This is a genomic window from Rheinheimera sp. F8, from assembly GCF_001518915.1.
In genome coordinates this window covers 57,070-77,773 of record NZ_CP013656.1, presented here as the reverse complement: position 1 = coordinate 77,773, position 20,704 = coordinate 57,070, and the positions used below count along the sequence as shown (strand labels likewise).

At 53.4% G+C, this 20,704-nt stretch carries 16 protein-coding genes; 7 read left to right on the top strand and 9 right to left on the bottom strand.

What is annotated here, in order from left to right; all coding sequences use genetic code 11:
- Positions 1–35 precede the first annotated feature (35 nt).
- Positions 36–2,300, bottom strand: coding sequence for an arginine/lysine/ornithine decarboxylase (locus ATY27_RS00350; protein WP_208932177.1), 2,265 nt, complete (start codon positions 2,298–2,300; stop codon positions 36–38).
- A 295-nt stretch (positions 2,301–2,595) separates the two neighbouring features.
- Positions 2,596–3,033, bottom strand: coding sequence for a DUF3052 family protein (locus ATY27_RS00345; protein ID WP_208932176.1), 438 nt, complete (start codon positions 3,031–3,033; stop codon positions 2,596–2,598).
- 83 nt (positions 3,034–3,116) lie between these two features.
- On the opposite strand from ATY27_RS00345, the gene ATY27_RS00340 reads away from it, so the two are divergent.
- Positions 3,117–4,250 (top strand): type 1 glutamine amidotransferase domain-containing protein, encoded by a 1,134-nt coding sequence (locus tag ATY27_RS00340; protein ID WP_208932175.1) that lies wholly within the window; start codon positions 3,117–3,119, stop codon positions 4,248–4,250.
- Here the strand turns inward: ATY27_RS00340 and ATY27_RS00335 are convergent.
- From ATY27_RS00335 to ATY27_RS00325, 3 genes are all read right to left on the bottom strand, one after another.
- Positions 4,210–4,947, bottom strand: a complete 738-nt coding sequence (locus ATY27_RS00335; RefSeq protein WP_208932174.1) for a DUF3307 domain-containing protein — start codon at positions 4,945–4,947, stop codon at positions 4,210–4,212. The genes ATY27_RS00340 and ATY27_RS00335 overlap by 41 nt on opposite strands.
- A 278-nt stretch (positions 4,948–5,225) precedes the next feature.
- Positions 5,226–7,115 (bottom strand): alpha-amylase family protein, encoded by a 1,890-nt coding sequence (locus ATY27_RS00330; protein WP_208932173.1) that lies wholly within the window; start codon positions 7,113–7,115, stop codon positions 5,226–5,228.
- Positions 7,116–7,216: 101 nt separating this feature from the next.
- Positions 7,217–7,492, bottom strand: coding sequence for a hypothetical protein (locus ATY27_RS00325; protein ID WP_208932172.1), 276 nt, complete (start codon positions 7,490–7,492; stop codon positions 7,217–7,219).
- 362 nt (positions 7,493–7,854) lie between these two features.
- Here ATY27_RS00325 and ATY27_RS00320 point away from each other — a divergent pair, with 362 nt between their 5' ends.
- Both ATY27_RS00320 and ATY27_RS00315 read left to right on the top strand, forming a co-directional pair.
- Positions 7,855–8,448 (top strand): hypothetical protein, encoded by a 594-nt coding sequence (locus tag ATY27_RS00320; protein WP_208932171.1) that lies wholly within the window; start codon positions 7,855–7,857, stop codon positions 8,446–8,448.
- A 138-nt stretch (positions 8,449–8,586) separates the two neighbouring features.
- Positions 8,587–10,305 (top strand): M28 family metallopeptidase, encoded by a 1,719-nt coding sequence (locus tag ATY27_RS00315; protein WP_208932170.1) that lies wholly within the window; start codon positions 8,587–8,589, stop codon positions 10,303–10,305.
- 79 nt (positions 10,306–10,384) lie between these two features.
- Here ATY27_RS00315 and ATY27_RS00310 read toward each other — a convergent pair whose 3' ends face one another.
- From ATY27_RS00310 to ATY27_RS00295, 4 genes are all read right to left on the bottom strand, one after another.
- Positions 10,385–11,113: a hypothetical protein gene (locus ATY27_RS00310; RefSeq protein ID WP_208932169.1), complete on the bottom strand. Its 729-nt coding sequence runs from the start codon at positions 11,111–11,113 to the stop codon at positions 10,385–10,387.
- Positions 11,114–11,211: 98 nt separating this feature from the next.
- Positions 11,212–12,549, bottom strand: a complete 1,338-nt coding sequence (locus ATY27_RS00305; protein ID WP_208932168.1) for an IS4 family transposase — start codon at positions 12,547–12,549, stop codon at positions 11,212–11,214.
- A gap of 113 nt (positions 12,550–12,662) precedes the next feature.
- On the bottom strand, positions 12,663–15,521 hold the full coding sequence (locus tag ATY27_RS00300; protein ID WP_208932167.1) for a pitrilysin family protein: 2,859 nt from the start codon (positions 15,519–15,521) through the stop codon (positions 12,663–12,665).
- 120 nt (positions 15,522–15,641) lie between these two features.
- Positions 15,642–15,971, bottom strand: coding sequence for a YciI-like protein (locus tag ATY27_RS00295; RefSeq protein ID WP_208932166.1), 330 nt, complete (start codon positions 15,969–15,971; stop codon positions 15,642–15,644).
- A gap of 223 nt (positions 15,972–16,194) precedes the next feature.
- Here ATY27_RS00295 and ATY27_RS00290 point away from each other — a divergent pair, with 223 nt between their 5' ends.
- From ATY27_RS00290 to ATY27_RS00275, 4 genes are read left to right on the top strand one after another with little or no spacing between them, the layout of a single operon-like run.
- A complete protein-coding gene (locus tag ATY27_RS00290; protein WP_208932165.1) occupies positions 16,195–17,463 on the top strand; it encodes an HlyD family efflux transporter periplasmic adaptor subunit in 1,269 nt (422 codons plus the stop codon).
- 20 nt (positions 17,464–17,483) lie between these two features.
- Complete coding sequence (locus ATY27_RS00285) at positions 17,484–18,194, top strand: ABC transporter ATP-binding protein (RefSeq protein WP_208932164.1); 711 nt, start codon at positions 17,484–17,486, stop codon at positions 18,192–18,194.
- A 10-nt stretch (positions 18,195–18,204) separates the two neighbouring features.
- Positions 18,205–19,503: an ABC transporter permease gene (locus ATY27_RS00280; RefSeq protein ID WP_208932163.1), complete on the top strand. Its 1,299-nt coding sequence runs from the start codon at positions 18,205–18,207 to the stop codon at positions 19,501–19,503.
- 3 nt (positions 19,504–19,506) lie between these two features.
- The gene (locus ATY27_RS00275; RefSeq protein WP_244151372.1) at positions 19,507–20,703 is read left to right on the top strand and encodes an FtsX-like permease family protein; all 1,197 of its coding nucleotides are present in this window, start codon (positions 19,507–19,509) and stop codon (positions 20,701–20,703) included.
- The last annotated feature ends 1 nt before the right edge of the window (position 20,704 follow it).

The following is a 20,704-nucleotide window of genomic DNA, read 5'->3' as shown; positions in this document are numbered from 1 at the left end:
ATTTGCCGGCGTTTTGTCGTTATGGGACAGTCAGGTCAGACTTTGACACAGTCGACGTAATACACCAGTTTGCCATCTTGTTGCATCGTACTGAGGCCATGGATATAGGTCTCAAAGCCCGGGAACTTGTGGTTAAACTCGCGGGCGAATTTCAGGTAGCTGACGATGGTCTCGTTAAAGACTTCGCCCGGTACTAACAGCGGAATGCCTGGTGGATATGGCGTTAACATTACCGCAGTAATACGGCCGGTCAGTTCATCCAGCGGTACCCGTTCAATGCGTTTATGTGCCATGCGGGCAAAAGCGTCCGCCGGTTTCATCGCCGGCACCATCTCAGACAGATACATCTCAGTGGTCAGCTTGGCGATGTTATTGGCTTTGTAGATCTCGTGGATCTGGTCACATAAATCTTTTAAACCAATCCGCTCATACTGCGGGAATTTGGCGATAAATTCCGGTAATACACGCCACAGTGGCGCATTTTTGTCGTAATCATCTTTGAACTGCTGCAGCGCGGTGACCATGGTGTTCCAGCGGCCTTTGGTAATACCGATGGTGAACATGATAAAAAACGAGTACAAACCGGTCTTTTCAATGACGACACCGTGTTCAGCCAGATATTTGGCCACAATCGCTGCCGGAATACCACTGTCGGAGAAGTTACCGTCGACGTTTAAGCCAGGTGTCAGGATCGTGGCTTTGATCGGATCAAGCAGGTTAAAGCCTTCGGCGATATCGCCAAAGCCGTGCCAGTTTTCGTCGGCGTGTAACATCCAGGATGCACGTTCATCGAGGCCTTCGTCGGTTAAATCGTCCGGGCCCCAAACGCGGAACCACCAGTCGTCACCATATTCCTGGTCGACTTTGCGCATGGCACGGCGGAATTCCAAGGCTTCGTCTAACGATTCTTCCACCAACGCCGTACCACCCGGCGCTTCCATCATCGCAGCGGCCACGTCACAGGACGCAATAATGGCGTACTGCGGGCTGGTTGATGTGTGCATCAGGTACGCTTCGTTAAACAGGTGCGTATCGAGCTTATTCTGATTAGCGTCCTGCACCAGGATTTGCGAGGCCTGGGAAATACCGGCCAGCAATTTATGGGTGGACTGGGTCGCGAATACCATCGAGGTATCACAACGTGGACGGCCTTCACCGATGGCGTGGTAATCGCCGTAGAAGTCGTGGAAGGCGGCATGCGGCAACCAGGCTTCGTCAAAGTGCAACGTTTCAATTTCGCCGTCGAGCAGGGTTTTAATTTCTTCGACGTTATACAAAATACCGTCATAGGTACTTTGTGTAATGGTCAGCACACGCGGTTTGACGTCTGGATCTTTGGCCAGAATTTCGCGGATAAAGGGGTTGGCTTCCATCTTGCGGCGAATGGTCGCAGGTTCAAATTCGCTGCGCGGAATAGGGCCGATGATGCCGTAATGGTTACGCGTCGGCATCAGGAACACCGGCACTGCGCCTGTCATCATGATGGCGTGCAGAATCGACTTGTGACAGTTGCGGTCAACGACAACGATATCCCCCGGGGCCACTGTGCTGTTCCAGACGATTTTGTTCGACGTGGAAGTGCCGTTGGTGACAAAAAACAGATGGTCGCAGTTAAAAATCCGTGCCGCGTTGCGCTCAGAGGCCGCCACCGGACCAGTGTGGTCCAATAATTGGCCAAGCTCATCTACCGCATTACAAACGTCTGCGCGCAGCATGTTTTCACCAAAGAACTGGTGAAACATCCGGCCTACCGGTGATTTTAAAAACGCCACGCCGCCGGAGTGCCCCGGGCAGTGCCAGGAATAAGAGCCGTCCTGGGCATAATGGGTCAGCGCGCGGAAAAACGGTGGCGCCAGGCCATCAAGGTAACTTTTTGCTTCTCGGATAATATGGCGTGCGACGAATTCCGGCGTGTCTTCATGCATGTGAATAAAACCATGCAGTTCGCGCAGAATGTCGTTTGGAATATGCCGGGCGGTGCGGGTTTCGCCGTACAGGTAAATTGGAATATCCGGGTTGCGGTGGCGGATCTGTTCGACAAAACTACGCAGTTGCGCCAGCACCGATTGCGCTTCTTCGACACTGCCGCCGCCAAACTCTTCATCGTCGATCGACAGAATAAAACCGGCAGCACGGCTTTGCTGCTGGGCGAAAGACGTTAAATCGCCATAGCTGGTGTAACCAACCACATCCATGCCGGCCGCTTCGATGGCACTGGCCAGTTCGCGAATACCGGATCCGCTGGTGTTTTCAGAGCGGAAATCTTCATCGATGATCACAATAGGAAAATAAAAACGCATGGGCGGTTCCTCTGCAGGGACTCCAACAATAGGAGCGGCACCTGACTGCACAGATATGCAGTTTTGGCTGGCAAAATGGGTTTGAAATTTGCTTCGGCTGATCCGACTTGGGCCCGACATTAAGCCGGGTTGGAAAACCTGCACAAGATACCTGAAATCTGGTTTTTTTCCAGTGAAAATCTGATGAATGCGGCAAAATCGCCAAATTGGCTCCTATGTGGCCGGGATGAATGTCTGCCCGGTTTTAGTTACGGATAGATATGCGCAATTCATGCTTGTACATGCAAAGTCATTGTCAGCGCAGTTCGCGTCGCAGCATCAGTTTTAACCCGGACCAGGTTGAGTCGACGGCACAAACCTTGATATCAACCAGCCCCAATGGCAATGCCAGTTGGCGAATGGTGTCTTCGCTGATATTTGTCGGTTGGCGCGCGGCTTTTTTTGGCCAACTGACCCAGATCACTGCGTCCGGTTTTAACGTGTTGCGCAGCTGGCTGAGCTGACTTGCCAATATCGCAGCGTCCCGCACAAACAGTTGTACCCAGTCCGTTTGCTGGTTGGCAGCATTCTGACAATGCAGCACATCGTCCTGATATAGCTGCAGTTGTTGGCTCGTTAGTGCCGCGAGATAGCCCTTTGGCGCATCAATCAGTAACAATTGCAGGCCTGGTTTAATGCCGAGTTTTTTCAGCAGCGGTGTCGCCGAATAGCCATTGGCTGGGTTGAGGTCCATTGCTGAGCGCTCCTGACGGGAATTTGACTAATTTTTCACATTCGAACTGTCACTGTAGCGCCACTTGATGCTGGAGGTGCACGATGTGGAAGAAAATACTCAGCGCAATGGCGTTGCTGTTGTTGGCAGGAACCGGGGCTGGTGTTTGGCTGTTTAGTCTGTTTGATAGTGAAGCGGATAAAACTTTGCTACAGCAAACGACTGTCGCGCAGGTGCCATATTTGCAGCAGCTGCCCGCTACAACCCGTGGCAAGGTGCTGGCGGTGGTCAGCAGTACGGCGTTGTACCCGGCCGCTGTGGTCGAAGGCAAGGTCAAAAAAACCGGTTACGAACTGACTGAGTTATCGCGGTTTTATTGGGTACTGCGCGCAAACGGTTTTGCCGTCGATATTGCCAGTCCGCAAGGTGGTGATGCGCCGCGGGTGCTGGATGGTGATGACATGGGCCAATATGACTATGCCTTTTTGCATGATGCCGAAGCGATGGGCAAAGCGCGCGCCACGCTGCGGCTGACTGATGTCGATCCGGCACAGTATCAGGCGGTTTATTTTGTCGGCGGCAAAGGCGCGATGTATGACTTTGCGGACAATCCCGCCATTGCCCGACTGGTACAGGCGATGTTGGACGCTGACAAACTGCTGCTGGCGGTCTGCCATGGTCCGGCGGCGCTGATCCAGCCGCAATTCGCGAGCGGACAATCCTGGCTTGCCGGCAAAAAACTGACGTCCTTTACCAATGCAGAAGAATTGTTACTGATGCCCGAAGCGGAACAAAGGTTTGGTTTCTTATTACAAAGCAAACTGCAGCAACAAGGTGCTCAATTTAGTGCAGGGCCGCGTTATCTGCCAAATCTGGTGCTGGATGGCCGCTTGATCACCGGGCAGAATCCATGGTCGGTCTGGGCTTTGGCCGAAGCGGCCGTGACTGCGCTTGGCGTAGTGCCGGTGCCACGTCCGGCCAGTGCTGAGGAACTAACGATGCAATTGCTGCAAACTTTGGTACAGCAAGGGGAAGAAGCGGCAACCGCACAAATCCCGCAGTTGCTGCAACAAGGCGCGCTGCAACGGGATTTGTTACTGATGATGGCGCTGGTGTCAGCGCTGGCGGAGGACTGGTCTGAGTCATGGCAGCGTGTCCAACTTGCGGCAGCGGTCAAACATGCCCAAAGCCAGCAGACTACAGAACCAATCGCAGGCTCAGGCCAATCAGCAGACTGAGCACCATACTGAAGAAAGTGCCGAGCAACACGTACTCGGTCAGTTTCGTATCTTGGGCCCGCGACAGATCGGCAAAGCGGAATAGCGCTTTGCCGACCAAAATAAAACCAATAACAGCAAATTGATCGAGCAACACAAAGGTCAGGATCAGGACACGTTCCAACATACCGATATATTGGCCACCAGCGGGCAATCCTTGTGCCGGCACACTGAGAAGATCTGGCCGCCAGCGCCGCAACAATTGGCCGATCAGCACGGACGAGGGGGTCAGTACCAGCAGATAAGCCAGCAGCAAGATTAAGCTGTTCTGTGGCAACATCGGTGGCCACCATTGCCAATTAGCGGTGTACGCAGACCAGAGCAATAACAGCACCCCGAGATGTGCCAGCTGATCGAGTAAAAATGCCATCAGGCCATTGCTGCTGTATGACTTGGCGACATCAATCAGATAATGGCTAAGGCCAATCGCCAATGCCAGTGCGACCGCCATCAGACTGTCGTGACTCCAGCCATAACGCCATTGCCAGGCCAATAACACCGCAAGACTCAGCCCCATATGCACTGAGACATGCAACTGTAATTTTGGCGATTTAAAGTGCCATTGCAGCCGGTCTTTCACCCAGCTCAGCGGTTGCAGAAAAAAATCGCCCAGCACATGCGCCAGTAACAGCAACAATAATAAATCCAGTTCATTCATCAGGTGGCACTCCATGAGACGGCTGAAAACGCTTGCTGAAATAATCGACAACCTGACCAATTAAACTGTATTACGCCTGATTCAGCAAATGGGTGATGTTCACTCTGGACGTATGAAATAAATCTGCCCGTTGCTGATGCTGCGGGCGTTGTTACCAATTTTAACTACTTCAGGGCGTGTAACGGGCGGTGATCACCCAGCGTGATTGCCGCCTGCGGGGAAAAGTCAGACTCGGCGGTAAATACCGCGTCCATAGGAAGGCTGGAGCACCGATCAGTTTAAGGCAGTAACAACACCAGCGCGCTGTTAGCTTTCACGGTCAGCGGCACTACTGCAACACCAGACTCCACCTGTAGCGAATGCGCATGACCACTGAACAGCTCAGTCAGTGGCTGCGGGCCATTGGCTAACTGCCATTGTTGTACCAAATCGGCCGGTAATTGCAGTTTGAAGCGGGACGCTGTGTCGGCGAAATTCGCCACCACAATCAAGCGTTGCCGCGTATCGCTACGGGCAAACGCCAGCATCTGTTCACTATAACCCGGTGTCTGCAAATGTTGCTGATGCAGCGGGATTAACTGGCCGCGCAGGGCAGGCGCGGTCGCGCTGAACTGCAGCAGCCTGGCGTAAAACTCACGCAGATCGCGTTGTGCCGGCGTCAGATTACCCCCATCAAAACGGCCCCCATTGAGCCAGCCCTGATGCGCCGGTACACCGGCATAATCAAAAATCGTGGTGCGGCTCGGCTGGCCAAAGCCACTGGCTAACGCGCCGGCTTCACCCACTTCCTGGCCAAAATATAACATGGTCGGTGCAGTCCCAATCAGCGTTGAGACCACCATGGCGGGTTTGCCTTTTTCTGCGTTGCCGGCAAATTCCGGACTGGCAATACGTTGCTCATCATGGTTCTCCAGAAATTTCAGCATGTGGCGGTCGATATCGGCCACTTCCTGTTGTCTGGCCAGCACCTCAGATGCAGTGCCTTTGCCTTGCATCAGCAGCTTCAGGCTGTCGTAAAAGCCAACTTTGTCATACAGATAATCCATTTTACCTAACTGGATATAATCCCGGTACAACTGTGGCTGATACACTTCGGCCAGTAACAAGGCATCAGGTCGTTGTTGTTTGATCTGACTGTTTAAATAACTCCAGAATTCGACCGGCACCATTTCGGCCATGTCATAGCGGAAGCCGTCGACCCCCAGTGCCAGCCAGAACTGCGTGATATCACGGAATTTTAACCAGGAATCCGGCACTGCTTTGCCTTGCCAGAAGGTGGCGTGTTCGGCGCTGCTGCGGCCGGCAAAATCGGCTGGCAAACGGTCAAAATCGTAACTGCCATCTGGTTTAACACCATAGTTAATTTTGACTGTTTCATACCAGTCATTAAAATCCGGTTGCGCGGCGCGGGCGCCATTGCCAGTCCATTTCGCCGGATTTTCATTAAATTTACCGTCTGCCAGCGGATGTGCTTCACCACCGAGTGGCTTAAACCCGGCCGGCAGTGTCGGCAGCACAAACGGCTGGCCCGGCACGTAGTAGAAGTTGTTGTTTCGGGCGTATTCGACTGAGGTATCGTCGTCGGCACCAAAATCACGTACACCGGCCGGTTTGCCCAAAGAATGATAGTGGCGTGCCACATGGTTCGGCACGATGTCGATGACCACTTTGATGCCATGTTGGTGCGCGCGGGCGAGTAGGGCGCTGAATTCAGCCATCCGGTTTGCCGGATCCACAGCCAGATCTGGATTCACACTGTAATAGTCTTTGACTGCGTACGGGGAACCGGCGCGGCCTTTCACCACATCCGGATCATCGGCACTAATGCCGTAAGCGCTGTAATCGGCGATCAGCGCATGATGCGGCACACCGGTCAGCCACAGGTGCGATACGCCCATTTGTTTTAACGCCAGCAGTGCTGCGTCGTTAATATCGTTAAATTTGCCGACGCCATTTTGCGCGGCGTTGCCCCAGGGGATATTGCTTGGATTGCTATTGCCAAACAGCCGGGTAAAAGCCTGATAAACCACGACTTTGCCAACAGGTTCAGCAATAGCTGATGGCGGTGCAACGACCGATGCCGGTATGGGCGTTGTAGGGGCTGGGTTACAGGCGCTGAGCAGCATGGCGGTGCCACAAAAGGTAGCTAACAAATTGAATTTCATCATAGTTTTTCATTTTGTCTTTAGATCCGGATATTGCATGCTATCACGCGGACCGGTGGCATCGCAGCGCTGTGCATACGTTTGCATGATCTGGCCGCATACAATTACGGATTGTAGCGTAGGTCCACGCTGTCAATCAGCTGCAGCAGATACAGATTATCCACGGCGTCGGGCCGCTCCAGTTTACATGTGCCGGTCTCTGTTAAGACCAGCACGGCATCGCCGCTGGCGAAATAGACATGATGGCCAAAAAAACTCACCGCCACTTCCAGCCCCTGTAAACGATAACCACAACCAAAAGGCGTGTCGGCCACCACACCAAAGTGTTCCGTCGTGGCAAAAACCCGCAATAATTTTTGGCTGGGTGGTAAAGTGGGCATACTGGCTGACCTGAGCCTGATCCTTGCTGCTGATCACTGACCCTAGCATAGTTCAGCTGATTTTAACCTGCGTCTTTAGGGCGTGTTGATGTTTGGTGGTTAAGTTTTGTTCGAATTGGTGGCGTTTTGGGCGCGAAACGAGGCGCGTGGCATAGTGATTCTATGTGAGCAACGAGTGACAAAGCCCAAAACGTCACCAAACGAACCCGTAGGGCAGCGTTTGGCAGCTCTTTCTGCGGCGTTAGTGCTCGTTTGTGTAGAATAACTACACGGCTCTCGCACTGCCTTGCATAAAAAGCTGCCAAACTGCTGCAAAAACAAACACCAAACGTCAACACGCCCTAGCACATACCGGAACATTTATGGTGAAATTCATTTCTTTATCTTTAGTGGCCACGCTGTTTGCTGGTGGTTACAGCGTGACAGCTACAGCCGCTGATCATGCACTATTACACGCCTTGCAGCCTTATTGTGGTAAAGCTTTTGCCGGCACTTTAATCAGCAAGGCGCCAGAAGATGCGGCGATGGCCGGGCAAGCATTGATTGTGCATATCGCGGATTGCCGGACCGGTGAAGTGCGGATGCCGTTCCATGTCGGCGAAGATCGCTCCCGTACCTGGGTGTTGCGCGTTTTACCGCAAGGTTTGCAGCTCAAACATGATCACCGGCATCAGGACGGCAGCCATGACGAGTTGACGATGTATGGCGGCACCTCTGCCGACTCAGTGAGTGCATTGACGCAGAATTTTCCTGCCGATGCATATAGCAAACTAATGTTTCAGTCGCGCGGCAGAACTGCGGCGCTGCAGAATGTCTGGTCTTTTACGCTGGAACCCGGCCAAACACTGACTTACCGTTTAAGCCGGCCTGGTCGCGAATTTGCGGTGGCGTTCGATTTAACCCAGCCGGTTGCATTACCGCCGCCAGCCTGGGGCGCTGTGGACCGCAGACCTTAATCAATGGATGCGATTAACTGTGGCCGGTCTGAGATCGGTCACTCTGGTGCTTCAGCGCCTGCTTTAGTAACATCAGAGCGCTGTCAGCCCGATGGCAACCCCATAACGACAACAATCACCCCAGGTGATGGAGATTTTATGAAACCACAATTCTGGTTTTCAGGAACATGGTTAGCGCTCAGCGCCTGCCTTGGCCTGGCTGCCTGTCAGAAGCAGCCGGAACCGGCGGCAACGACAGTGGTGGCGCCGGCCGAAGCGGCGGTTGCGACAGCAACCACAGCGCCAGCTGCGCTGCCGGACACTGAGTTCAACCCCAAGCTTGCTGAATATATCAAAACCTTATCGTCTGACGATTTCCAGGGCCGTGCGCCAGCCACCAAAGGCGAAGAAAAAACCCTGGCGTATTTGTCTGAGCAATTCAAACGCATTGGTTTAAAACCACAACCGGACGGCACTTACATTCAGCCGGTACAGCTGGTGCAAATCGATCCCAAAGAAGTGTCAGCAATGACGTTCAGCGGTGACAAAGCGCCGGCGCCGTTTAAGTACCGCGACCAGATGTTTACCTGGACCACGCGGGTTACTGAGTTTAGCGAGATTAAAGATTCTGAGCTGGTGTTTGTCGGTTACGGCATTGTTGCCCCTGAATACGACTGGAACGACTACGAAGGCCTGGACGTCAAAGGCAAAACCGTGGTGATGTTTGTTAACGACCCTGGGTTTGCCACTCAGGATCCAAAACTGTTCACCGGCAATGCGATGACTTATTACGGCCGCTGGACTTACAAGTTTGAAGAAGCGGCCCGTCAGGGCGCTGCTGGTGCGTTGATCGTGCACGAAACTGATGCCGCCTCTTATGGCTGGCATGTGGTTGCCGGCGGTTCTGCCACCAAATTCGACCTGATCAATCCAAACAAAAATGCCGATCGCACCGCGATTGAAGGCTGGGTCACCACCGAATCGGCCAATACGTTGTTTGGCGTGATTGGTGAAAACATCGATTCGATGCGCAAAAAAGCGCTGAGCAAAGATTTTGCGCCAATTCCGCTTGGCATCAAAGCCTCCGTGTCGGTGAAAAGCAACGTGCGTGAGCTGACCTCTGGCAACGTCGTTGGTATCATCGAAGGCAGTGAAAAACCGGATGAAGCCATTTTATACATGGCGCACTGGGATCATCTCGGCCTTGATTTCGCCAACCCGAATAACAAAGTGTTTAACGGCGCGCAGGACAATGCTTCCGGCACTGGCGCGTTAATCGCCATGGCGGAATATTATGCGGCGCAGCCAAAACCAAAACGTTCGATTGCGTTTGTTGCCGTGACGGCGGAAGAGCGCGGGCTGCTCGGTTCTGCCTGGTACGCCAAACATCCGGTGTTCCCGCTGAACAAAACAGTCGCCGGGATTAATATGGACGTGATCAACGTCGATGGCCCGATGAAAGATATGACAGTTGTCGGTTTTGGCAACTCTGAGCTTGAAGTGCTGCTGAAAAAATACACGGAACAACAAGGCCGTTATATCGCGCCGGAAAATAACCCGGCCGCCGGTTCATACTACCGCTCAGACCATTTTAATCTGGCGAAAAAAGGCGTGCCGATGTTGTACGCCAAAGGCGGCGTCGACAGTGTCGACCACGGCAAAGAGTGGGGCATCAAACAGCGTGAAGAGTTTAATAAGTGCTGTTACCACAAAGTGGAAGATGAGTACAAAGACAGCTGGGACCTGCGCGGTGCGCAACAGGATATGTTCCTGTATTACCGCGTGGGTCGTGAGCTGGCAGATGATACCAGCGCCTGGCCAAACTGGTATGAAGGCAAAGAGTTTAAAGCTGCCCGCGATGCGTCTTTAGCGCAGTAACCGATTGATGTGATGAAAAATCCCTGCCTGGCAGGGATTTTTTTATTGTGCGTACAGCCAGCAAACCCAGAACGCCGGCTCAGTCATCCAAAGCAGGCTGTACCGGTTTGGGCAAAGGGCGTTGATCTTTGGCACGGGTGACAGTTTTTTTCAGTACAGTCGCCAGCGGTTGGATTAAGGCACTGTGGCGCTGATGCAAATAATGATATAAGCCGGCACGCGCCAGCGTACCCGGCAGCATTGAGATGCCTGTCTGCTCGGTTTTGGCGGGCAGGACACTTTGAACCGATTGCTGGTCTTCCAATAACACGTCGATTTTACCCTGTAGCAACATGCCCACAGCTTGTTCAAGTGTGGTCACCGGCACTGGATGGCCGGCATACTGCAGCTGACTGGCCAAACGAAAACCACGGACAAATCCAACCCGGACCTGCTTCTTCAATACCCAGTCGTGTAACTCGTTTTTCTGTTCGGTGCGAACAAACGCCAGTAATTCAATGCTGGCGAGCTGCACCGGCACTTGCCGCAACTGCGAAAACTCATGCTGCACCCCATCGATGCGGAATAATTCGCCGTCATACAAGCCGCGATCGGTCATCTGTAACGAGCGACCGGCCGGTAACCGCACCAGCTGCATCCGGTAACCGAGTCTGCCGTAAGCCCGTTGTAGTTGTTGTTCGATTTGGTTGGATAATGCCGACTGACTGAGACTGGTGGCGATCTGCAGCGTGTGGGGCGCTACGTCTGCAGCATGCAGCGGCATGCTCAACGTCAGTGCCAGAATCAACCCCCGTGCAGTTTGCAGCATCCAGTCTCCTTATGAACGTGCTGATGAGATGACTATAACGATCTGACGCCATTCTGACAGCAAGTGCGGAAAAAAAGCCCGCATGCGCGCAATGCTCTTCACTTAAGTGGAGCCGCATTGCGGTTTACCGGATAACGGGTTTTGGATATCTTCACCGCCCTGGGCCTTGCTGGCCTGGGGCGTTTTTCTATAAACAGATTGCCGATACAACCGCGCAGCTCTGACAGTCTTCTTGCCGTGTGCGATGGTGAGATAGCGCCTGCCATCATCGCCAGTTTGTTGGCTATAAACTGACAGGCAAACTTAAAGCTGACTTCATCAGGGGCTCGTTTGTGCGCGACTGCTGCCTGACTGGCTTCTCTTCGGACCAGATTGTATCCCAGCAAGAGTCCCCATAATTCCTGATACACCAACGCCACCTTTTTGCTGCGAAGCGTGATGGTATTGTGTTGCATCGAGCTTTTAATATCCMGAAAGCCTAATTCTATTTCCCAGCGCTCATGGTAGAGCGTCGCCACCTGGTGTGCCGTGAACTCTGTCGCAGGTAATGAGGTGAAGACTGTTTTCTCGCCAYCTGCAATTTCATAGGTCACAGCCCTGACTTGCCAGAACTCCGGCAATGCCGGGTTCTTTTTACGCGCCTGTGGGGAGATTTTCATCTGCAACAARCGGTCRCCATCGCCRTARYGYYCGACTTCGGTATACACCAGCCCTTTACGCTCGGGGATAAGCCAGTGCCGGTTAGTTTCTTCATCGGCAATGCCCAGCAGCAAGTCCGCACTGAAGAAACCTTTATCCAGTAACGTCACGGAGTGCGCCGGCAAGGATTGAATGAAATCGCGGGCCAACGGGATTTCGCCTTTGCGATAAGGACTGATGGCTGCGTTGACCACCACATGCGAGCGCACATTCATCAGCGCCACCAGACGCAACATCGGATAAGGCGTCTGACGGTTGGTAGCGGTGTTACCCGAACCAAAATGGCCTCTGAGCTCAGGATTATCCTGCGTTCTGAACAAGGCACCATCGACGGCAAATACCTGCAGACCATGCCATGTATCAGCAGGATAACGCTCATGACCCCAGACTTGCGCACATTGACGGAATAACCATTCAACCGGTTGTTCGCCAAGCCGCTGACGGGCTTGCGACAGCGCACTGTCAGCCAGGAGCACATCGTTGGCAAGACCATCAGCACAGATATTCAGATGACGGGCGACTTCTGAGATAGGTTCATTGCGGAAAAAAGCCATACCGACCACCAGCCACAACACCATATCAGCGGGCAATCGCCTGCGGCGGATAGTGACCTTGTCGGATAAGGCCGCGGCGATACGGACCCATTCATCTGGAATATGGTTGGCAAATACTTCCATCCGGGCGACGGGCTCCCCGGACATCTCAATGACTTCGGTTAAATCCTGAATTAACGGCATAAAAAAATCCGGAACCTATGACGGGTTCCGGATTTTCCTACACTGCCAGGATCGGTCAAGTACTCTTAACTGATCTGCATTGCCGCATGCGCGGGCTTTACGGTTCAGTCTGCTCAGAACTGATAGTTTTCTACCGGCATGCCGAGTTTTTCCAGCTGAGGCCTGACTTGTGCCGCCGGGCCGACAATCACCACACTGAAGCTGGCCGGATCCAGATGACGCTTTGCCAGCTGATTCAGCTCATCCAGCGTGATGTCCCGGACGATTTGATTGCGCTGCGTGGTGAAATCACTGGCCAGCCCATACTGCAGAATGGCCGACATAAAACCCAGTTTAGCGCCCGGAGTTTCATAAGCCAGTGCGTCGGCCTGGTTAATGGCTTTGCGCATAAAATCCAGCTCCTGCGGCGTCATGCCCTGTTGCTGATAACGACTTAATTCCTTAAAAAACTCCTGCACTGATGCCCCGGTCACATCGGCACGCACGGCGGCTGCAGCCTGATAAATGCCGGCATAACGATCGGCGCTGAAATAGCTGTTGGCGCCGTAGGTATAGCCTTTGTCCTCACGCAGATTCAGGTTGATCCGGCTGTTAAAATTGCCGCCAAGCACAAAGTTCATCAGGCCGGAGCGGAAATATTCACCGGTAAAATCGCGGCTGAGACTGCGTTTGACAATACGGATCTCTGACTGCGGTGCGTCCGGTTTATCAATCAGATAGATAGTGCCGGTTTTAGCCACTGCGTTTGGGATTTGCACCTGGCGCGTTGGCGCCTCACCCAACCAGCGCTGTAAGCGTGGTTGCAGCTCAGCCAATACCTGAGCCTGTGGCAGATCAGACACCAGAATCAGCTCAGCATGCGCCGGTTTTAACAGCCGCTGCGCATAAGTTTTGATATCGGTTATCTTCAGCGCGCTGACCGACTGTAATGTGCCCTGATTCGGATAAGCACTGATATGGTTGCCAAACATCAGTTGCTGCACCGCACGGGATGCGAGGAAACCAGCATCCTTTTCCGAATGCTGAATGAATTGCAGGGTTTGTTGCTGGGCCCGGCTGAAGTCTTCAGTGTTAAAAGCGGGCAACAACAGTTTCTCCATCAGCAATTCCAGCGTTTGTGGCAAGTGTTTGCTGAGACTTTGTACTGTGACTTCCAGATATTCGTCACCGGCGGAAAAACTGATGCTGGCGCCGAGTTTCTCCAGCGCCAGACTCATCTGCTCCGTCGTTTTAAGCATCGTGCTTTCATCGAGCATCGCTGCTAACAACTGACTGATGCCGGCCTGCTGCGGCGTTTCATCGTACAGGCCAAGTGGCACCCGCAGCAGCAACGACGTGGTCGGCGTTTCATGGCTTTGTGCACCAAGTACGCGAATGCCGTTATTGAGCTGTTGCTGCCAGGTGGCCGGCAATGTCACTGCCGGATTGGCACCGGCACCCGGGATTTTACTGCGATCCAGCGTGTCTTGCGCGCGGCGCAACTGCAAATCTTCAGCTTTGGTGGTGGAAGGGCCGCCAAAATCATGAGTAACCGGTGTGAAGTTGTCCGCTTTGGCAATCAGCTGGCGCTGGCCTTTGGGCACGACACTCATCACTACCGCTGCTTTGCCTTTGAGATATTGTTGATAGACCCGCGTGACATCAGCTTTGGTTACACGCTGGTACCGCGTTAAATCGGCAGCGGCCAGATCAGGTTCCCCAAAAAAGGTTTCGTTGGCGGCCAGCCGGCTGACTTTGCCTTCGACGCTTTGCAGCGCAAAAATGCTGGCAGCTTCCATTTTGGCTTTGACCTTGTTCAGGTCATCGTCGGTGACGCCACGTTGTTCAAACTCCGCCAGACTTTGACGGATCTGTTGTTCGGTTTCTGCCAGCGATTTCACCGCGCCTGGCGCCGGCAGGGCCAGCAGTGTGAATTCACAAGCCAGTTCCTGACAGCCATGTCCGGTTTGCGCCTGCACTGCTTTTTGTGTTTTCACCAGATTTTTGTACAGCAGCGAGTTGTTACCGCCGCCTAAGATCTCGGCGAGGATATCCAGCGCCGCTTCATCTTCATGGCGGGCATATACAGTCGGAAAGGCCATATATAACAACGGCAGGTGCACATTATCTTCCATCGATACATATCGGTCAGCCGTTAAACTGACAGCCGTTTTGGCGGTCGGCGTCACTTCAGGCCCGCGTGGAATGGCGGCAAAATACTGTTGTACCAGCGGTAGAATATCTTCAGCTTTGACAGCGCCGCCGATGGTCAATGTGGCGTTATTCGGGCCGTACCAACGCAGGAAAAAAGCTTTCACGTCATTGACGTTGGCGCGGTTTAAATCAGCCATATGACCAATCACTGGCCAGGAATATGGATGGCCATCCGGATAAAATGCCTGTGCAACCCGTTCCGATAAACGGCCATAAGGCCTGTTGTCGACACTCTGGCCGCGTTCGTTTTTCACTGTTTCGCGCTGCACTTCAAATTTCTTTTCGGTGACCGCATCGAGTAAAAAGCCCATCCGGTCTGATTCCAGCCACAACACTTTTTCCAGCTGATTGACCGGCACTGTCTGGTAATAATTGGTGCGATCGCTGTTGGTCGAACCGTTCATTTCACCACCGGCTTCGGTGATGATTTTAAAATGTTGCTCGTCCGCGACATGCTCAGAGCCCTGAAACATCATATGTTCAAAAAAATGCGCGAAACCGGATTTGCCCGGTTCTTCCCGCGCCGAGCCAACGTGATAAGTCACATCGACATGCACCAGCGGATCAGACTGATCTTCATGTACCACGACGGTCAGGCCATTGGCCAGGCGATACTTTTTGTAGGGGATAGCGACACTGCTGCTGCTTACGCTGGCGTCTTTAATTAATTCAATACCGGCAGGGAGTTGGTTGGCGGTCGGTTGCGGGGATAGCGCGGCTTGCTGACAACCGGCCAGCAACAGGCTCAGACTCAGCACAGATAAAGCAAATCGTTTCATGAAGGCTCCGGAGCGGGGCTGCAACCTGGGCAGCGCCAACAATGCATTGAAATCGGCAAACGCCGGCCTTTGCAGGCTGGCGTCTGGTTACTGTAAAAGCTTGAAACAAAAAGGCAACAATTAACTGGCATCGGCAGCCGGGATTGCGACGCTTTTCAGTGGGGTTGCGGCCAACGGGCCGGCGACAGTCAGCCAGGGCACAATACGCCAGCTGGTTACCAGCCCTTGCTGCACATAAGGATCGGCGCAGGCAAACGCTGCGATCCGGTCTGGATCATCGGTCTGAAACAACAGCATGGCGCTTTCAATCGGGTCACCAACGGCGCCGCCAAGGAGTAGCAAACCCTGGTCCGCCACCTGCCAGGCCAGTTGCAAATGCGCATCGCGAAATTCGCCCCGTCTTTGCAGGTAATCCGCGCTCAGTTGATACAGCAATAGGTAATGCGCCATCAAGACCTCCCGTCCTCTGCGAATGATGTGGCTGTCCGCGGCATTGCGGCCGCTGGTATCGCGGACAGAAAAAGTGTCCGCGGACAGTCTGAAAACAAAATAATTCACTGCAAGTTTTTGAAAAGTAACAATTAAATATATGGCACGCCAACTGCAATGCTCACATTAATCAACAGTGCAAAACGCAGTTTTAGCTGCAGATGGACAGAGGATAAGACGATTTATGATCAAAGGTACAGAGCAACAGGACGTGCGGATTGAAAAAGCGCACAAAACGCCGGTGCTGAAACTGGTTGTGGCGTTTGGCGCTATCAGCACCTTGTTGTGGGGCAGTTATCAGCTGATGTTTTCTACCGGCGCCAACGCGGCGATGGTACTGGCGCGCAGCGATGTGCAGCTGGCAACAGTCAGCCGTGGCGATTTTGTCCGTGATTTGGCGGTACAGGGCAAAGTAGTGGCGGCCAATGCGCCGACACTGGTCAGTCAGCAGGATGGGCTGGTGCGTTTTATCAAACAACCGGGCGAAGCCGTGACGATCGGCGATTTGCTGGCGGTAGTGGAAAGCCCGAGCTTAGAAAACGAAGTCAAGCAACAGCAGGCGTTGTTGTTGTCCATGCAGTCTGAGCATGAACGCGCCAAGCTGCTGGCCCGCGAGCAACAGCTCGATATGCAACAAATTGAAAGCAGTGCCCGCGTTAATCTGCAGGCAGCCAAACGTGAACTGGCCCGTGCCGAGCAGTCGATGCAGCTTGGTGTGATGCGTCAGATTGATTTGGATATTGCCCGCGACAAGCTGGCGCAGACGGAACTGGAATACAACCACGCCAAGGCCAAAGTGGCGCTGGCAGCTGACAAACTTAGTTTTGAGCAGAAATCCGGTGAGCAGGGCCTGGCGCGGCAGGCCTTAGTCGTGGCCGAGCTGGAACGCAAACTGACGGCACTGCAAATCAAAGCGCCGGTGACCGGTCAGGTCGGTAACTGGCTGGCCACACAACAAACCCAGGTGATCAGTGGCCAGAGTCTGCTGACAGTGATTGACCTTAGTCAATATGAAGCGGAACTCAGCGTACCAGAAAACTATGCGGCGGATTTGTCACCGGGTCTGCCGGTCGAAGTGACCCTGAACGGGCAGAAACTCAGTGGCCAGCTGTCGCATGTGGCGGCTGAAGTGAAAGACAGCACCGTCACAGCCCGCGTCCGGTTTGCCGATCAGGATGCCAAAGCGCTGCGGCAAAACCAGCGTGTCTCCGGCCGGATTGTGTTTGACGAACGCAAAGACGTACTGCGGGTGGCGCGAGGTGAATTTGTTGCCAGCGGCGGCGGCCGCATTGGCTACAGGCTGGAACAGGATGTTGCGGTGCGCACTCCGATTGAGCTGGGCGCGTTATCTGTGCAGTGGGTCGAGATTTTAGCGGGGGCCAAAGAGGGTGACCAGCTGGTGATCTCGAGCCTCAGTGAATTTAAAGATGCCGGGCGGGTTCGGCTGAACTAATCCAGAAAAAGGAAAATAAGATGATTAAAATTAATGCTTTAAGTAAGTCGTTCCGGACTGAGCTGATTGAAACCCAGGCGCTGAAAAACATTCAGCTGCACGTAACTGAAGGTGAGTTTGTTGCATTAACCGGTCCGTCCGGTTCCGGCAAATCAACATTGCTCAATGTGCTCGGCACGCTGGAAAGTTTTGATGGCGGTGATTATTTGCTGGATGGTCAGTCGGTCAAAGGTCTGTCGGATAAGGCGTTATCCGCGCTGCGTAATGAGAAGATTGGTTTTATTTTTCAAGGCTTTAACCTGATTAAAGATTACAGTCTGTTTGACAATATTGAATTGCCGCTGCGGTACCGGGGCTTTACTGCCGCCGAACGCAAACGCAGGGTTGAACATGCGCTGGAGCAGGTAGGCCTCGCGGCGCGCCGGGATTATCATCCGAGCCAGTTATCCGGCGGTCAGCAGCAACGGGTCGCGATCGCCCGCGCTATTGCCGGTCAGCCGCGTATTCTGCTGGCCGACGAACCCACTGGTAACCTCGACTCACTGATGGCGCGTCAGGTGATGGAATTACTGGAACAAATTAACCGCGATGGTTGCACCATTCTGATGGTGACGCACGATCCAGACCAAGCCCGACGTGCTGGCCGGCAGGTGCAGATTGTCGACGGCCAGCTCAGCGATGCCGCCATGTATGACCCACTGCAACACGCGTCCCCCGTTGCTGTGGCTTAAGGAGAGGGTGATGGAACAGTTTCTGTATTACCTCAAAGTCAGCCTGAAAAGCATTCGCCGCGCGCCTTTGCCTTATAGCCTGACCGTGCTGATTTTAAGCCTCGGGCTTGGCGTGTTTTTCGCCAATGCGACGTTTTATTACCGGTTGAATCTGGATCCCTTGCCGCACAAAAGCGACAAGTTGTTTTTCCCATTTATGAATCTGGTGCCATATGAGTGCCAGAACTGTGAACCGCCGAAGGTGCTCAGTTACAGCAATGTGCAGAAGCTCGGCGCCACCGACATTCCATCTGCAAAAGCGGCGATGTACAGCGCTGATGGCTATTTGCGTCTAACCCCGCAACAGCCGCCGATGCCGGTCAAAATCCGCCTGACGCAACCGGACTTTTTCCGCATGTTTGAAGTGCCGTTTTTGCATGGTTCAGTCTGGCCGGATGGCAGTGCCCGTGCCGAAGTGATTTTAAGCCGGCAGACCGCTGAAAAACTGTTTGGTGAGACCAATGTGGTCGGTCGTCGCCTGACACTGGATGACTTTGAGTACATAGTCTCAGCGGTGCTGGCGGACTGGACTATGCTGCCGCGTTTGTTTGATGCGAATAATAACAATCACTTATCTGAGGTTGAGGATATTTATCTGCCGCTGGAAACCGGCTATGACCGCAACTATCTGTCGAACTCGCAGTCGTCCAGTTTCGATGATGCTGACTACCGGAAGTTGGCAACAGACGGCCGGACCAAAGCCATCCATCAGCTGCAATATTGGGTGCAGCTTGACACTGTCGAACAACAGCAAGCCTATCGCCAGTTTATGGCGAATCTGACCGCCGATGAGAAAAAAGCCGGTCGTCACCCAAGTGCCGAGAACAATAAGCTGGTCGGGATGCGCGATATCGTGGCGCACTTTAATCAGGATGGTGGCGATATCAAAGCCTTTGCGCTGGTTACGTTGTTGTTTTTACTGGTCTGTCTGTTTAACGCCAGCCATTTGTCACTGAACCGCTACATCGCCAATCAATATGAAATCAGTTTGCGCCGCGCGCTGGGTGCGAGTCGCTGGCACATTCAGCAGCAGGCGCTGGCCGACGTGTTGTTGATGGCGGGTATTACGTCTGTTGCGGCATTGCTGATTGGTTACAGCGGCATCAGCCTGATGAATTATCTGTTACCGGCTAACCGGTTGTTTTCCAGCTGGGACTGGACGCTGTTATTGAGCTTGCTGGCTCTCACATTTGGCTGTAGCTATCTGGTTACCTTGTATCCATCCCTGCGTGCTTCGTTTGGCGCCCTGAATCAGCAACTGAAGGAATAAGTCATGATTTCGCTGCAGTTAATTTTTAAATCGATGTTACGCCGCAAAGTCGTCACCAGCCTGTTGCTGGTCCAGCTGGCGCTGACGCTGGCGTTGTTGTCCAACAGTAGTTTATTGGCGCTGCAGACCTGGGAGCAGTTGCGTCAGCCGACCGGGCTGGATTTAGACCATATTCTGTATGTGTCGCTGAAGCCCACCAGCAAAAATTTGCAAGAATATCCGGCCTTTGCTGATTTGCTGGAGCGTCAGCTGGCGGCCGTCCGGCAAATGCCGGGGGTGGCTGCGGTGTCGCATACCAACCAATCACCTTTGGTGACAGGCGGCTCGAATGGCAACGTTAATGACGAAAATGACCGCGACCGCAGTAACGTCAGCACAGTGCCGCAATACACAGTGTCGCCGGACTTTTTACAGGTGCTGCAACTGGATGTACTGGAAGGAGAGATCCCTCAGACTGTGCAGGCCTGGGACGGCGATGCGGCAATTCCGGTGGTGCTGACCAAAAGTCTGGCCGAACGGGTTTTTCCGGGGAAATCGGCGATTGGCCAGATGACCAATGCGGGGCCCGTCGCTGCCGTCATTGAAGATTTTTATGGCCAACGCAGCGCTGAACGGGTGATGTACAACCGCATCCAGATCGCACAAATTTATGGTGTGGCCTGGGGATACGGTATTATTTTGCGGGTCGAACCCGGCAACACTGAGCAGATCCGCAGTCAGTTACCGGATGTGCTGAAAACCGTCGATCCAAATATTGAAGTTTTTTCCGTGCGGACTATGGATGAACAGTTGCATCGGATGTATCGCAACGAATTCGGCCTTGCCACTTTGTTGGCGGTGTTAAGCGGGTTGATGCTATTAGTGTCGATGATTTCCAGCTACAGCAACGCCCATTTTAATGCACTGAAACGCCAGCAGGAAATTGGTATCAAACGGGCGCTTGGTGCCAGCAAACAAGGCATTTTGCTGGAAATGCTGACGGAAAACTGGTGTACGACAGTGGCAGGTGCAGGCATAGGGATAGTGGCGGCCTGGCTGCTGAATCAGGCACTGGCACTGGTGATTAGTATTCCGGCCTTACCGGTCTGGCTGCCGCTGACGGCGCTGTTGATGCTGATGCTTTGTGTCACTCTGGCCACATGGTATCCTGCCAGAATTGCAACCCAGGTTTCTCCGGCAACAGCAACTAAGACTTTGTAAC